At 72.6% G+C, this 15,620-nt stretch carries 13 protein-coding genes; 11 read left to right on the forward strand and 2 right to left on the reverse strand.

Annotated elements, in window-relative coordinates:
• Nucleotides 1-35 precede the first annotated feature (35 nt).
• Nucleotides 36-464 carry an anti-sigma factor gene (locus ACGFI1_RS09775; RefSeq protein WP_067794237.1) on the reverse strand — a complete coding sequence of 143 codons (429 nt, stop codon included), beginning with the start codon at nt 462-464 and terminating at the stop codon, nt 36-38.
• Between the two features lie 155 nt (nt 465-619).
• Nucleotides 620-1,630, reverse strand: a complete 1,011-nt coding sequence (locus tag ACGFI1_RS09780; protein WP_386867723.1) for a sugar kinase — start codon at nt 1,628-1,630, stop codon at nt 620-622.
• Nucleotides 1,631-1,752: 122 nt separating this feature from the next.
• Between ACGFI1_RS09780 and ACGFI1_RS09785 the strand changes: the two genes are divergently transcribed.
• The 11 genes from ACGFI1_RS09785 (at nt 1,753) to ACGFI1_RS09835 (ending at nt 15,614) form a co-directional block, all read left to right on the forward strand.
• Nucleotides 1,753-2,520: a phytanoyl-CoA dioxygenase family protein gene (locus ACGFI1_RS09785; protein WP_392784408.1), complete on the forward strand. Its 768-nt coding sequence runs from the start codon at nt 1,753-1,755 to the stop codon at nt 2,518-2,520.
• Nucleotides 2,520-3,572, forward strand: a complete 1,053-nt coding sequence (locus ACGFI1_RS09790) for a DUF4432 family protein (RefSeq protein WP_392784410.1) — start codon at nt 2,520-2,522, stop codon at nt 3,570-3,572. Before ACGFI1_RS09785 ends, ACGFI1_RS09790 begins: the two co-directional genes overlap by 1 nt.
• Nucleotides 3,569-4,381, forward strand: coding sequence for an SDR family NAD(P)-dependent oxidoreductase (locus ACGFI1_RS09795; protein ID WP_392784412.1), 813 nt, complete (start codon nt 3,569-3,571; stop codon nt 4,379-4,381). The genes ACGFI1_RS09790 and ACGFI1_RS09795 overlap by 4 nt, the downstream gene beginning before the upstream one ends.
• 177 nt (nt 4,382-4,558) lie before the next feature.
• On the forward strand, nt 4,559-5,854 hold the full coding sequence (locus ACGFI1_RS09800; RefSeq protein WP_392784414.1) for a DUF5005 domain-containing protein: 1,296 nt from the start codon (nt 4,559-4,561) through the stop codon (nt 5,852-5,854).
• 218 nt (nt 5,855-6,072) lie between these two features.
• On the forward strand, nt 6,073-7,062 hold the full coding sequence (locus ACGFI1_RS09805; protein WP_392784416.1) for an alpha/beta hydrolase: 990 nt from the start codon (nt 6,073-6,075) through the stop codon (nt 7,060-7,062).
• A 30-nt stretch (nt 7,063-7,092) separates the two neighbouring features.
• The gene (locus ACGFI1_RS09810) at nt 7,093-7,848 is read left to right on the forward strand and encodes a FadR/GntR family transcriptional regulator (protein WP_392784418.1); all 756 of its coding nucleotides are present in this window, start codon (nt 7,093-7,095) and stop codon (nt 7,846-7,848) included.
• A 149-nt stretch (nt 7,849-7,997) separates the two neighbouring features.
• Nucleotides 7,998-9,254, forward strand: a complete 1,257-nt coding sequence (locus ACGFI1_RS09815) for an ABC transporter substrate-binding protein (RefSeq protein ID WP_138639562.1) — start codon at nt 7,998-8,000, stop codon at nt 9,252-9,254.
• A 4-nt stretch (nt 9,255-9,258) separates the two neighbouring features.
• On the forward strand, nt 9,259-10,227 hold the full coding sequence (locus tag ACGFI1_RS09820) for a carbohydrate ABC transporter permease (RefSeq protein ID WP_138639563.1): 969 nt from the start codon (nt 9,259-9,261) through the stop codon (nt 10,225-10,227).
• A 49-nt stretch (nt 10,228-10,276) separates the two neighbouring features.
• Nucleotides 10,277-11,104 carry a carbohydrate ABC transporter permease gene (locus ACGFI1_RS09825; RefSeq protein WP_138639564.1) on the forward strand — a complete coding sequence of 276 codons (828 nt, stop codon included), beginning with the start codon at nt 10,277-10,279 and terminating at the stop codon, nt 11,102-11,104.
• A gap of 182 nt (nt 11,105-11,286) precedes the next feature.
• Nucleotides 11,287-14,361: a glycoside hydrolase family 38 N-terminal domain-containing protein gene (locus tag ACGFI1_RS09830; RefSeq protein WP_392784421.1), complete on the forward strand. Its 3,075-nt coding sequence runs from the start codon at nt 11,287-11,289 to the stop codon at nt 14,359-14,361.
• Between the two features lie 17 nt (nt 14,362-14,378).
• Nucleotides 14,379-15,614 carry an enolase C-terminal domain-like protein gene (locus ACGFI1_RS09835; RefSeq protein WP_301174128.1) on the forward strand — a complete coding sequence of 412 codons (1,236 nt, stop codon included), beginning with the start codon at nt 14,379-14,381 and terminating at the stop codon, nt 15,612-15,614.
• The last annotated feature ends 6 nt before the right edge of the window (nt 15,615-15,620 follow it).

Here is a 15,620-nt window from a genome sequence, read left to right on the forward strand (position 1 = left end):
GGCGGTGACCGTCGTCGTCTCCTCCGTCTTCTCCGTCACGGGGCCCCCGCCGCACCGCGCCGCTTCTGCAGCGTCACGGTGACCCGGTCGTCGGAGCCCACCGCCGCGTCGACCTCGCCCGCCAGGGACGACAGCACCGTCCAGGCGAAGGTGTCGCGGCTCGGTTCCTCGCCGTCCACCGTGAGCACCGACACGGAGATGCGCATGGCGTCCCCGGTCAACTCGAACTCGCAGGTCAGGTCGGTCCCGGGTAGGGCCTGGGCGAGCAGCATCGCGCACGCCTCGTCGACGGCGATGCGCAGGTCCTCTATTTCGTCCAGCGTGAAGTCGAGCCTGGCCGCGAGCCCCGCGGTCGCCGTCCGCAGCACGGACAGGTAGGCGCTCGCGGCCGGCAGCTTCACCGTCACCACATCGCGGACGGACAACTTCGTACTGGCCGGCATTGCAGCGGTTTCCTCGGTCACGTCACTCCCTCGCAGGATGGTCCCGCTGCTTCGAAACTACCGCCTGCGGGGCCCACTGGGAGACTTCGGCGCGCGTGGCTTTCTTACGAACGCCGGGCCGACCTGAACGGACGCGTTCCAAACCCGGGCCGGGGGAGGCATGCGTCACGCCGTGATCAGGTCCTCGCGGGTGCGGAGGCGTCTCCGGGGCGGTTTTCGGCCCGGTTCCCGGCCCCGCGCGGGACGGGCGGCAGCAGGGCGCCGCGGTGGCCGATCACGCGGGCGGCGAGGACGCTCGCGGCCTCCGCGGCGGCGCGCCGCCCCCGTCCGGCGAGCCGGGCGGCGAGGTAGCCGCCGTTGAAGGCGTCGCCCGCGGAGGTGGTGTCGACCACCTCCACCCCCGGGACGGCGGGGACGGCCTCCTCCGCGCCCTCGGCGCCGGCGATCGCGCAGCCGCGCTCGCCGAGCTTGACGGCGATCTCGGACACCCCGGCGGCGCGGAGCCGGGCGACGGCGTCGGCGGCGGTGGCGTCCCCGAACACGGCCCGGTCGTCGGTGAGCGTCGGCAGCGCGATGTCGGTACGGGCGAGGACGGCCGCCATCGCGGCCTCGGCGGCGTCCCGGGACGGCCAGCCCGCCGGGCGGTAGTTGCCGTCGAAGGCGACCAGGCCGCCGCGCCGCCGGGTCTCGTCGAGGACGTCCAGGAGCCGGTCGCGGGCCGCCGGGCCGATGATCGACAGGGTGATGCCGGAGAGGTAGACGAGGTCGTGCGCGGCGACGGCCTCGTCGGTCTCGGCCGGCTGGCCGGGGCCGAACAGCCCGCGGGCCGCCGACTGGGAGCGGTAGTAGGTGAACGTCCGCTCGCCGTGCTCGTCGGTGCGGATGAGGTAGAGCCCGGCCCGCCCGCCGGGGACGGCGCGGCTGTGGGCGGAGCCGACGCCGTGCTCGGCCCACGCCTCCCGCATCCGGGCGCTGTAGGGGTCGTCGCCGATGAGGGTGACGAACTGGACGTCGGCCGTCTCCGGGGCCGCGCACCTCGCCAGGTAGGCGGCCGTGTTGAAGACGTCGCCGGCGTAGCCGACGGCCATCAGCTCGGGGGCGACCGGGCTCAGTTCGATCATGCACTCGCCGATCAGGGCGACCCGGGCGGGCCGGCCGCCGCCGGCCAGGGTGTCCAGCGCGCTCATGGCGTCCTCTCTGGGGGCGTCCGCTCTCCGGGGGCGTCCGCGATAGGGCGACAATACATCTAGACAACAAGTGATCTGATGACTAAGACTTCGGGTGTCGCTCCACCAGAGAAGGGACGTCCATGGGCAACGACCCGATGCGAGGCTACGACGCCGACGGTTACGCGATCTTCAAGAACGTTCTCGACCCCGAGCTGATCGCCGAGGCGGACGGGCACGTCCGCTGGCTGCAGGAGCGCCACCCCGACCGCACCGGCGAGGACCTGTCCACCGAGCTGGTCGCCAAGGACCCGTTCTGGGTGCGGCTGGTCTCCGACGACCGCCTGCTCGACGTCGCCGAGCGCTTCGTCGGGCCGGACATCGCCCTGTTCGCGTCCGCCTACATCTCCAAGCCGCCCTACACGGGCAAGGCCGTGCTCTGGCACCAGGACGGCGCGTTCTGGCCGCTCGACCCGATGCGCGTCGTCACGCTCTGGCTCGCCATCGACCGCTCCACGCCCGAGAACGGCTGCCTGCGCGTCATCCCCGGCAGCCACAAGGAGGACCTGCACGACGTCCGCGAGCGCGACGACGCCGGGGCGGTCTTCGGCGTGGAGAGCGCGGTCGGCGTGGACGAGTCGCAGGCCGTCGACCTCGTCCTCGAACCGGGCGACGTCGAGGTCCACCATCCGAACATCATGCACGGCAGCGACGCCAACGAGTCGCCGCACCGCCGCTGCGGCCTCACCATCCGCTACATCCCGACCTCGACGCGGATCACCGAGGAGCCGCTGCCGTTCCCGTCCGCGCTGCTGCTGCGCGGCGAGCCGGGCGTGAACGAGTACCAGCCGCGGCCCCGGTACGCGCCCGGCGAGCACTACCCGTTCCGCGGCGCGGAGAACTGGAGCTGATGGGGCGCCGGCGGCACCGGCCGTCCCGCAACTGGGGCGCCCGCGTCCACGAGATCACCCGGGCCGGGCTGGACGCCCTGGTGCTGGAGAACGAGCTGCTGCGGGTGACCGTCCTCGCGGGCAAGGGCGGCGACATCGCCGAGTTCTGCTACAAGCCGCGCGACATGGACTTCGTCTGGCTGTCGCCGGACGGCCTGCGCGACCCGCGCGACCTCGCCGGGGGAGCGGCCGACGACACCGCCGCGTTCCTCGACGGCTACGAGGGCGGCTGGCAGGAGGTCCTGCCGAACGGCGGCGCGCCGAGCACCTACCGGGGCGCGGCGTTCGCGCAGCACGGCGAGGTGGCCGGGCTGCCGTGGGACGCCGACATCGTGGCCGACGACGCCGGCGAGGTCGCCGTGCGCCTCACCGTCCGGGCCCGGCGGATGCCGCTGCGGGTGACCAAGACGCTCCGGCTCCGCTCCGGCGAGCCCGAACTCGCGATCGAGGAGGAGCTGGTCAACGAGTCGGGGGCGGCGCTGCACGCGATGTGGGGCCACCACATCGTGTTCGGCGCGCCGTTCCTGCGCCCCGGGCACCGGATCAGGCTGCCGGGCGGCGCGCGGGTCGTCCCGCACGAGACGGCGATCGCGCCGGGCGGGCGGCGGGTCCGCGCGGGCGGCCCGCACGACTGGCCGCGCGTCCCGGCCGCCGGCGGCGGGACCGTGGACCTGGACGTCGTCCCGGGCCGCGGCGAACCGAGTGAGATCGTTTACCTCACCGGCCTGGACGAGGGCCGCTACGAGGTCGTCGATCCGGACGGCGGCCTCGGCCTGCGGGTGCGCTGGGACGCGGCCGTCCTGCCGCACCTGTGGCTGTGGCAGGAGCTGGGGGCGACGACCGGGCATCCGTGGTGGGGCCGCGCGTACGTGATGGGCCTGGAGCCGTTCGCGGGCCACCCGACGGACGGGCTGGCCGCGGCGGTCGCGAACGGCACCGCGCTCGCGCTGGAACCGCACGCGCGGCGGAGCCTGTGGCTGCGCGCGGCGGTGATCGAGGGAGAGGGCACGTGAGGGAGTTCGAGGGCAAGGTCGCCGTGGTGACCGGCGGGTCGCTCGGGATCGGCCGGGCGGTGGTGGAGCGGCTCGCGCGCGACGGCGCCGCCGTGGTGTTCTGCGGCGTCGGCGAGGACGCCGTCCGGCGGGCCGAGGAGGAGCTGCGCGCCGACGGCCTGGAGGTCACTGGCGTGGAGGCCGACGTCACCGACGCCGCGCGGATGGACGCGCTGGTCGCGTCGGCGGTGTCCCGGCACGGCGGCCTGGACGTGGTCGTGACGTGCGCGGGCGTCCAGCGGTACGGGACGGTCGAGGAGACCACCGAGGAGCTGTGGGACGAGGTCCTCGACGTGAACGTCAAGGGCGTGTTCCTCGCGTGCCGGGCCGCCGTGCCGGAGCTGCGCCGCCGGGGCGGCGGGACGATCGTCACGATGTCGTCGGTGCAGGCGTTCGTCTCCCAGGACCGGGTCGCCGCCTACAGCGCGAGCAAGGCCGCGATCAACGCCCTGACCAGGGCGATGGCGCTGGACCACGCCGCCGACGGGATCCGCGCGAACGCGGTGTGCCCGGGGTCGGTCGACACGCCGATGCTGCGCTGGGCCGCCGACCTGTTCCGCGGCGGGACGAGCCAGGACGCGCAGGTCGCCGAGTGGGGGCGGGCGCATCCGCTCGGCCGGGTCGCGGCGGCGGCGGAGGTCGCCGAGGTCGTGGCCTTCCTCGCCGGGCCGCGCTCGTCGTTCGTGACCGGCGCCGAGCACCGCGTGGACGGCGGGCTCCTCGCCCGCAACCCCGCCGCTCTCCCGGACACCGGCCTGCCGGAAACCTGAAGCCGGTTCGCTAAAAGATCTAGACACCAAGTCATTTGATCACTGATGATGTTGGCGCAGCGCGCCCGAGCGGCGCGTGCCAGCGACCCCGCGGAGGTTTCCATGCAGGAGTCCGTCCCCTCCCGTCCTTACTCTCCCGATCGGCCCCCGCCGGTTCACGCGGGGCGCCGGCGGCGCGTGCTCGGAACGGGCGGGCGCGCCGCCGCCCTCGCGTCCTCCCTGCTGCTCGGCGCGGGCCTCGTGGCCGCGCCCGCCGTCCCGGCCGTGGCCGACGCGCACGGCCACGGCCCGTCCAGCGCGAACGGCCTGGGCCTCGGGCACCAGAAGGCCCGCGGCAAGGGCCACGCCGCCGCGGCCGCGGCGCCCACCTGCTCCGGGCACGCGCCGCCGACGTTCGGCACAGCCACCCAGAACACTGCGCTGAACAGCAAGTTCACCGCCTACGGCAACAGCAACACCCTGCTGGACGACTGGACCGGCGGCGACTCGACCTACTCGCTGAAGCTCACCGACGGGCGCATCGTCTACGCCTACTCCGACACCTTCCTCGGCAAGGTCAACGCGGACGGGTCGCGGTCGGTCGTCATCGAGGAGGGCGGCACGACCCCGTTCATCAACAACTCGTTCGTCGTCCAGGGGACGGGCGGCGGGACGACCACCGTGCACGGCGGGACGGCCGCCGCCCCGAAGGCCGTGATGCCGCCGCCGCAGGCGGCGCACTGGTACTGGGCGGGCGACCTCACCCAGAGCGGCGCGGAGGTCCAGCAGCTCTACCGCCAGTACTACGACCCGGACCCCGACAACGGCACCGGCTGGGACATGACGTTCAAGAGCAACGTCCTGGCCCGGTTCTCCACCGGCAACCTCTCCGCGCCCACACAGGTTACGGCGATGCCCTCGGCGTCGGGCGTCCAGTGGGGGTCGGCGCTGTTCAAGGACGGCGGCTACACCTACGTCTACGGCACCGAGGACTACATCGACCCGGACACCAAGGCCAACACCAAGTACCTGCACATCGCGCGGGTGAAGGGCAGCGACCTGCGCGCGGCCTGGGAGTACCGGACGTCCAACGGATGGTCGAGCACGGAGACCGCGTCGGCCCGGCTGATGAGCGGCGTCTCCAACGAGTTCAGCGTGGCCAGGCGCGGCTCCCACTACATCATGGTCAACCAGGACGCGAACATCGCGTTCGGCAGCGAGATCGACGTCCTGCTGTCGTGCTCGCCCGCGGGCCCGTTCACCGGCGAGCAGACCGTCTACCGCACGCCGGAGACCGGCGAGTTCGGCTCCTACGGCGACCCGGACATCTTCACCTACAACGCCCACCAGCACGTGTCGCTGTCGTCCAGCGGCAACCTGGTCATCTCCTACAACGTGAACAGCCTGGACATGACGAAGGGCCCGACCAACGACAACTACCGCGACGTCAGCATCTACCGGCCGCGCTACATCAACCTGCCGGTCTCCGGCTGACCGCCCGCAAGGGCTGACGGCCGCCCGATAAGCCGCGGCACCACCGTTCCGTCCACGGTGGGACCGCTCCCCGCGCGCCCCCGGGTGACCTCCCGCCCGGGGGCGCGCGCCCGTCCAGCCACCTGCGCGCTCGTCCACCCACCCAGCGCGCTCGTCCACCCACCAGCGTGCCCGTCCACCCACCAGCGTGCCCGTCCACCCACCAGGAGGTCCGGACCATGACCCTGGACGCCGAACTCGCCGCCGCGTTCGACGGCATGCCCTACGTCGGCCTGGCGGACCCGGCCGAGGCCCGCGCCGCGATGCGCGACCTGGTCTCCGCGCTGGCCCGTCCCACCACCGCCGAGGGGGCGGACGTCGCGGACCGGACGATCCCCGGCCCGCCCGGCGCGCCACCCGTGCCCGTCCGGATCTACCGGCCGCGCGGAGCGCAGCACCCGGCGCCGGTCCTCGTGTACTTCCACGGCGGCGGGTTCGTCACCGGCGGGCTCGACAACGAGCACGAGCGCTGCCTGGCGTTCGCCGGCGAGGACGGCATCGCCGTCGTGTCGGTCGACTACCGGCTCGCGCCCGAGCACCCGTTCCCGGCCGGGTTCGACGACTGCTACGCCGCGACAGTCTGGGCGCACGCGCACGCGGCCGAGTTCGGCGGCGACCCGCGGCGGGTCGCGGTCGGCGGCGGGAGCGCGGGCGGCGCGCTGGCCGCCGCGGTGGCGCTGCGCGCGCGGGACGAGGCCGGCCCGCCGCTGGTCTTCCAGATGCTGCTCTACCCCGTCCTGGACGACCGGATGGAGACGCCGTCGATGCGGGCGTTCACCGAACCGCCGCTGTTCAACCGGGCCGACGTCGGCCACATGTGGCGGCACTACCTCGGCGGGCGGGCGGCGGGCGGCGCGGACGTCCCCGCCTACGCGGCGCCCGCCCGCGCCGCCGACCTGGCCGGACTGCCGCGCGCCTACGTCCTCGTCGCCGAGTACGACCCGCTGCGGGACGAGGGGCTCGGCTACGCGCACCGGCTGATCGTCGCGGGCGTCCCCACCGAGCTTCACCATGTGCCGGGCGCGTGCCACGGCTTCGACGGCATCATGTCGGCGCGGCTGGGGCGGCTCGCGTTCGAGGAGCAGCGCGCGGTCCTGCGGCGATGCCTCTCCGGAGCCTCTCAGGAGCCTCTCCGGAGGGGTGGACATGGCCAGTCGCTAAGTGATTAGATGACTTTACTTCTGGGGAACGAGGTGGCGATGGCACAGGATGTGGCCCGGCCGAGCCTGGCGGACGCGCTCACCGCGCGGATGCTGGAGCTGATCAGGGCGGACGGACTGCGCCCCGGCGACCGGCTGCCGTCCGCGCGGGAGCTGTCCCAGCGCTTCGCGGTGACCACGCCGACGCTGCGCGAGGCGCTGCGCCGGCTGGAGGCGACCGGTGCGGTCCAGCTCCGGCACGGCTCGGGGATCTACGTGGGCGCCGACCTCGAACGCGTGGTCATCCCCAACCCCAACGTCGGGGAGCTGGAGGCCGACCGGCTGCTCCAGCTGCTGGACGCGCGGCTGCTCATCGAGCCGCCGCTGGCCGGCCGCGCGGCCCGGCTGGCCGGGCCCGCCGACGTCGAGCTGCTCCGCGCCATCCTCGACCAGGCGGGCGCGGATCTGCGCGGCGGCGAACCCGCCGACCGGGACGCGGCCGCAGGGCGCGGCTCGCACGGCTCGCCCGCGTCCGACGCGGAGGCCCGCCTCCACAAGGCCAACATGAGCTTCCACAGCGAGGTCGCGGGCCTCGCGGGCAACTCCGTGCTCTGCGAGGTCATCGACTCGCTGCTCACGGTGCACGCGTCCGAGCAGCGCGAGATACAGCGGATCTTCGACGACCGCGTCCGCGACTTCGAGGAGCACACCGCGATCCTCGCCGCCATCGAGGCGGGCGCCGAGCGGGACGCCGAGGCGCTCATGCGGTCCCACCTCACCGACATCAAGCACGTGATCGAGCAGCGGCTCGCCTGAGCGGGCCGCTCCACCGTCCCCACCCCCACCCCCACCCCCACCGTCCCCGACCCCCCGCCGCACGGCCCTGCGCCGTGCGGCCGGTTCACCCATCCCAGAAACCTTCGACCACCCCGATCGGGCATCGGCGCCCGATGAAGGAGGCCACCATGGTGTCCAAGCGACTGCGGGCGACCGCGCTCACCGTGGGCGCGCTCCTGCTCGCCGCCGGCTGCGGGTCCGGCGACTCCGGCGGGAGCAAGTCCGAGCTCAAGCTGTACAACGACAAGGGCGCCTGGAAGCCCTACTTCGAGCAGATGGCCGCCCTGGGCAAGCAGCAGACCGGGCTCGGCATGACACCGGTCGGCTACACCGACGAGCCGACCTACACCGCGTTCATCAAGACCTCGTTCCGCACGAACGTCAAGCCCGACCTGTTCACCTGGTCGACCGGCGGGCGCCTCGAGGAGATCGTCAAGCAGAACCAGGTGGCCGAGACCACCGACATCTGGCAGGACTCCATCAAGAACGGCGACCTCACCGAGGACCTGAAGAAGTACTACACGGTCGACGGCAAGCAGTACTGCGTCCCGCTGAACACCGCGTACTGGGGCATGTTCTACAACAAGAAGGTCTTCGCGAAGCACGGCGTGAAGCCGCCCACGACCTGGGCGGAACTGGAGAAGGCCGCCGAGACGCTGAAGTCGAAGGGGCAGGTCCCCTTCAACCACACCACCCCGACGTCGCTGTTCTCCTTCGCCTGGTTCGAGCAGATCCTCGCCGGCACCGACCCCGACCTGTACGAGCGGCTGTCGAAGGGCGAGGCGTCCTACACCGACCCCGGCGTGGTGAAGGTGATGGAGCGCTGGAAATCGATGATCGACAAGGGCTGGTTCTCCAAGCCCGGCGACAAGGCCGACCCCGCCGACCACTTCAAGTCCGGCGACGCCGCCATGGTCATCAGCGGGACCTGGTTCAACACGAGCATGACCCAGCGCGGCCTCAAGCAGGGCCAGGACTACGGGTTCTTCTTCATCCCCAACGTCGACCCGGCCCTGCCGAAGCGGTCGCTGGTCTTCGAGAGCGGCCCGCTCTGCTCGCTGCGCAAGGCCCCCGACCCGGCGGCCAGCACCAAGTACCTCAAGTGGTGGGTCACCCCCACCGCGCAGGAGAAGTGGGCGAACGCGCGCGGCGACGTGTCCGGCAACCCCAAGGTGAAGATCGCCGACCCGGAGCTGACCGCGGTCACCAAGGAGGCGGCGTCGCCGGAGAACCGGCTCGTGCTGCGCTACTTCGAGGCCGCGCCCTCACCCGTCCTCACCGAGGCGCTGAGCGGCTTCGACAAGTTCCTGAACAAGCCGGAGACCTATATGGACGTCCTCAAGAGCATCCAGAAGGCGAACGAGGCGTACTGGAAGTCGAACTGATCCGATGAGCACGCACAAGGCCACCGCCACCCGCCCGAAGACGGCGGTGGCGAAGGCGCCGGGCTCCGGCCGCCGCGCGGGGCGCGGCGGCCGGGCCGGGAAGGGCTTCGCGCTGCACGGCCGGTTCCGGCACGCGTACGTCTCCCCGGCCGTCCTGTTCGTCGCCGTCCTGCTCTACCTGCCGTTCCTGTGGACGGCGTACCTGAGCTTCACCAGCTACGACGGGCTGGCGTCACCGGAGTTCACCGGCCTGGACAACTACAAGCGGCTCCTCGAGGACGACGCGCTCGTCACGTCCATCCGCAACACGCTGCTGTGGGTCGTCGGGACCGTCGCCCTGCCGGTGGGGCTCGGGCTGCTCGTCGCGGTGCTGTCCTACGACCTCAAGGGCGGCGGCTGGTTCCGGCTGCCGTTCCTGCTCCCGTACGCGATGTCGGGCGCCGGCCTCGGCGTGATCTGGGGCTTCATCCTCCAGCCGGACGGCATGGCCAACCAGATCCTCACCCTGTTCGGGATGCCCGGCGGCGACACCGCGTTCCTGCAGGACGGCCCCCGCAACACCATCGCGATGATCGTCGTCTGGACGTGGCAGCAGCTCGGCGTCAACATGCTGCTGTTCGTCGTCGGCCTCCAGTCGATCCCGAAGGCGCCGATCGAGGCGGCCCGCATCGACGGCGCGTCCGGCTGGGCGATGTTCCGGCACGTGATCTGGCCGCTGATGCGCCCGATCACCACGGTCGTGTTCGGCCTCGCGCTCGTCGCCGGGCTGAAGAACTTCGACATCGTGTGGGTGATGACGCAGGGCGGGCCCGGACGCTCGTCGGAGACCCTCGCCGTGACCATGTACCGGGACGTGTTCGTCGCCAACGAGTACGGCTACGGCTCGGCGGTCGCGGTCCTGCTCACCACCGTCACCGGCCTCGCCTCGTACGTGTACCTGCGCAGGCAGATCGGCGGGGAGGAGAAGTCATGAGCGAAGCGAACCGGAGGGTGCGGGGGGCCGTCCCCCGCGAGGTGCGCCGATGAACCGATTGACGCTGAACCTGCGCCGTGCCGTCCTCGCGCTGCTGGGCCTGGCGTGGCTGTTCCCCACGTACCTGATCATCGCGAACGCGGTGCGGCCGGCCGGCGACTACGACCCGTCGGACGCGGTGAAGCCGCCGTCCTCGCTCGGCCTGTTCGACAACGTCTCCCAGGCATGGGACCGGACCGCCGTCGGCGACACGCTGCTCAGCACCCTGCTGTACAGCGTCGTCTCGCCCGCGGTCGCCGTCCTGCTGGGCGCGCTCGCCGGATACGCGATCGTGGTGCTGCGCCTCAAGCACGGCTTCGCCTGGTTCGTGGTGATCTTCGCCGGGACGGTGGTGCCGTTCCAGATGCTGCTCATCCCACTGTTCGTCGGCTACAGCGAGGTGTCGCTCTACGACAGCCGGCTCGGCCTGATCATCATCTACTCGGCGATCAACGTGCCACTGGCCGCGCTGGTCATGCGCAACTTCTTCGGCAACGTCGCCGTGTCGATCTTCGAGGCGGCGCGGCTGGACGGCGCGTCCACCTTCCGCATCTTCTGGCGGATCTACCTCCCGCTCTCCTCGGCGGCCCTCGCCGCCGTGTTCATCCTGGAGTTCACCTTCGTCTGGAACGACCTGCTGTTCGGCCTCACGCTCTCCCAGTCGGAGACCGTCCGTCCGGTGTGGGCCGAACTGTCCGCGCTGACCACCGACGTGTACGCCGGAACCCCCGTACCGATCGCACTGGCCGCCGGGCTAGTGGTCTCCCTCCCGACCGTCGTGCTGTTCCTGGCGACCCAACGCCTCTTCACCCGCGGCCTAACCCTGGCCCAGTTCTGATTCAGCCCAGGGGGCGACCCCCTGGAACCCCCGTTACGGGCGGGAGGCCGTTTCCCGATCCGCTCCGCGTCTCGCGAAACGGCCTCCCGCCCGGCGGGCCGGGCGACCTCCGGGCGCCAGAGCGCCCTCCGGCCTCCCGGCCCGTGACCATGAGAAGGCATCAGAGAGGATTGCGCTCCACGATGACGAGTCGTCTGCTTCAGGCGAGCCTCGGTTCGCCCGACTATGACGGGATCCGCGACGCGCTGCGCCAGGACACCTCCACCGAGGTGCTCGCCGTGCGCGGGCTGTCCGTCCGCGCCGCCGTGCTGCCGCTGTTCAAGCGCGGCGAGGACGGCGGGCTCCGGCAGGCCGTCCGGGTGACCCTCTCCGGAGATGGCGCCGTGGAGGTGGCCCTCAAGGACGGCGACGCCGACCTCGCGTCCGCCACCGGGGACGGCGGCACGCTGACGCTGCTCGTCCCCGAGGTGGACGCCCCGCGCCGCGTCACCCTGGAGGTGCGCGACGCCACCGGGCTCGTCGGCGCCGCGCCGCTCGACCTCACCCCGCAGCGCAAGTGGAACGTCTTCGTCGTCCACCACTCGCACCTGGACATCGGCTACACCGACACCCAGGGCACCGTCCTGCGGCACCACCTCGACTACCTCGACGCGGCGCTGCGGCTCGCGCGGGAGACCGACGGGCGGCCGGACGACGCGCGCTTCCGCTGGTCGGTCGAGTCGTCGATGCCGGCGCTGCGCTGGCTCGCGACCCGCTCCGCCGACCAGGTCGCCGAGTTCACCGACCGGGTCCGCGCGGGCAACATCGAGGTCACCGCGTTCCCGATGCAGCTGCACACGGAGGCGTGCTCGACGGAGGAGCTGTACCGCCAGCTCCGCTTCGTCGAGGACCTGCGGCGCGCGTACGGCATCGAGGTCCGGTCCGCGATGCACACCGACATCCCCGGCGCCGTCGTCGGGACGGTGGACGCCCTGAACGCGGCCGGCGTCCGCTACCTCGCCGCCGCGCACAACTGGGCCGGGCGGTCCGTGCCCTACATCACCGGCGGCGACAAGCTGGCGCGGCCGTTCCGGTGGCGGTCGCCGGGCGGCGGCGAGCTGATCGTCTGGTTCACCGACACCCCGCACGGCATGGCCTACATGGAGGGCAACACCGTCGGCCTCGTCGACTCCTACGACCTCGCCGAGGACCTGCTGCCCCGCTACCTCGGCTCCCTCGCCGACCGCCCCTACCCGTACGGGCCCGGCACGTTCGGCTGGTACGCGGCGCCCGGCCAGGTCGGCGCCGCCAAGGACCCCGACTTCCTGGACGCCGTCCACCTGCGCGTGCAGGGCGCGCACGCCGACAACGCCGGGCCGTCGATCGTCCCCGCCGACATCGCGCTGCGGTGGAACGAGACGTGGGCGTACCCGCGGCTGCGGATGGCGACCAACGCCGACTTCTTCGAGTACGTCGAGGAGCACCACGGCGACCGGCTCCAGACCCACGAGGGCGACTGGACGGACTGGTGGGCCGACGGCCTCGGCTCCGGCGCCCGGCCGCTCGGCTACGTCCGGCGGGCGCAGAACATCCTGCGGTCGGCGGAGACGCTGCACGCCCTCGCCGACGAGCGCGGCGACGAGCGGACCGGCGCGCCCCAGTTGATCGACGAGGCGTACGACCGGGCCGCGCTGTTCGACGAGCACACCTGGGGCGCCGCCAACCCGTGGGAGGACGCCGAGGAGGGCGGCGACTCCGGCGGCCTGCAGTGGACCCGCAAGTCGCAGGTCGGCTACCAGGCCCACGACGACGCCCTCGACCTGCTCCAGGCCGGCGCGCGGCGGCTCGGCGCGACGTTCGGGCCCTCGCCGGACGCGCTCGCCTCGTTCCTCGTCGTCAACCCGGGCACGGCCGCCCGCACCGACGTCGCCCGCGCGTTCCTGCCCCGCGACGTCGTCGCCGCGGACGTCCCCATCGCGCTCGTGGACGCCCGCACCGGCGAGCCCGTCCCGCACCGCGAGGAGGAGGTCGACCCGGACGAGTGGCCCACCCGCCCGATCGGCCGCCACCTGGAGGCCGTGCTGCCGGACGTCCCCGGCCACGGGCACGTCCGCGTCGACGTCGTCCGCGCCGGGACCGCGGCCGCCGAGCCGGTCGACCTCGGCCTGGACGGGACGATCGAGAACGAGTTCTACCGCGTCGCCTATGACCTCAAGGAAGGCCACATCGCCTCGGTCTTCGACAAGGCCGCCGGCCGGGAGCTGGTGAACACCGACGGCATCGCCGGGTTCGGGCAGTACATCTACGACCGGTACGCGACCGCGCCGCATTTCAACCACATGTCCGGGCACATGCTCGTCCATGACAAGACGATGCTCGGTGACCGGGCCGTGGCGACCCACGCGACCGTCACCAAGTGCGAGCGCACCCCCGCCGGCGAGCGCCTCGTCATCGAACTGCACGGCAAGGGCGTCGACTGGCTGCGCACCACGATCGACCTGTACGCGGGCGTGCCGCGCGTGGACGTCCGCTACCAGCTCGGCAAGCAGCCCACCGCGGCGAAGGAGGCGGTGTTCTTCTCCTTCCCGTTCGCCGTGGACGGCCCGCCCGCCGCGTGGGAGCTGACCGGCGGCGTCGGCGGCACCGGCGTCCCGAGCGTCCCGGGGTCGGCGGAGCACATGCGCCCGATCCGGCACTGGGTCGCGTTCGAGGACCCCGAGCTGACCGTCGCGTGGGCGACGCTGGAGGCCCCGCTCGTCCAGTTCGGCTCCATCCACATGCCGTACGCGCCGTTCCCGCCCACGCTCGACAACGAGGACGGCACCGTCTACTCGTGGGCGCTGAACAACATCTGGGACACCAACTTCCCGTCCCAGCAGCAGGGCGAGACGACCTTCCGGTACGCGTTCGCGTCCGGTGCCGCCGGCTCCGGCCGCCGCCTCGGCGCCCGCACCGCCGCCGGCCTCACCGACCCGTTCGTCGCCACCCTCGCCACCGGCACCGCGCCCGCGGCCGAGTCGGGGACGTTCCTGCGCGTCGACGACCCGGACGTGCTCGTCACCTCGGTGGGCCGCGCCCGCGACGGCGGCGGCCTCGCCGTCCGGCTCCAGTCGCTCGCCGCCGGCCCGGTGGAGGCGGAGCTGCACGTGCCCGGCGCGGTGAGCGCGCGGCTGAGCGGCGGTTTGGAGCGTGACCCGGCGGAACTTCCCGTCCGGGACGGCACGATGACGGTCCGGCTGCCCGCCTGCGGCATCGCCACCGTCACCGTTCGGCGTTGATCACGGATCGGGGACACATGAAGATCACAGGCATCCGCGCGACCACGGTCACCGTGCCGCTGGAGGCGCCGCTCCTGCACAGCAACGGCGCCCACTGGGGCCGCTTCGTCCGGACGATCGTCGAGGTCGAGGCCGACAACGGGCTGATCGGGCTCGGCGAGATGGGCGGCGGCGGGCAGAGCGCCGAGGCCGCCTTCCAGGCCCTCGCCCCGCACCTGGAGGGGCACGACCCCTTCGAGCTGGAGGCGCTCCGCTTCAAGATCGCCAACCCGACGGCGAGCCTCTACGACAACCGCGTGCAGATGCTCGCCGCCATCGAGTTCGCCTGCCTGGACCTCATCGGCCAGCACCTCGGCGTCCCGGTGCACGACCTGCTCGGCGGGCGCATCCGCGACTCCGTCCCGTTCGCGTCCTACCTGTTCTTCCGGCCGCCGGGGCCCGGCGGAGTCCCGGAGGTCCGCACGCCGGAGCAGCTCGTCGCGCACGCCCGCGACCTGAAGGCCCGGCACGGGTTCACCGTCCACAAGCTCAAGGGCGGCGTGTTCCCGCCGGAGCACGAGCTGGAGAGCTACCGGGCCCTCGCCGAGGCGTTCCCCGGCGACGGCCTCCGCTACGACCCGAACTCCGTGCTCAGCCTGAAGGAGGGCCTGCGCTTCGGGAAGGCCATCGAGGACCTCGACAACGACTACCTCGAAGACCCCGTCCTCGGCCTGGAGGGGCTGCGGCTCGTCCGCGAGCGCGTGGACGTCCCGCTCGCCACCAACACCGTCGTCGTGAACTTCGAGCAGCTCGCCGCGAACGTGCTGCGCCGCAGCGTGGACGTCGTCCTGCTCGACACGACGTTCTGGGGCGGCATCCGGGCCTGCGTGAAGGCGGCCGGGGTGTGCGAGACGTTCCAGATCGGCGTCGCCGTCCACTCGTCCGGGGAACTCGGCATCCAGCTCGCCACGATGCTGCACCTCGGCGCCGTCCTGCCCAACCTCACCTACGCCGCCGACGCGCACTACCACCACCTCGCCGACGACGTCATCGAGGGCGGCCTCATGAAGTACGCCGACGGCAGGATCCCCGTGCCCACCGGACCCGGCCTGGGCGTCCGCCTGGACCGTGACAAACTCGCCGAGTACGCCGAGCTGTACAAGGAACTGGGCGGCTACCCCTACGACCGCGACCCGGGCCGCCCCGGCTGGTACCCGATCATCCCGAACGACCGCTGGGCGGACCCGGCCGTCCCACTGGCGCCGCTCGAATAACCTGCC

It is taken from the genome of Actinomadura geliboluensis (genome assembly GCF_043197915.1).
Classification (GTDB): domain Bacteria; phylum Actinomycetota; class Actinomycetes; order Streptosporangiales; family Streptosporangiaceae; genus Spirillospora; species Spirillospora geliboluensis.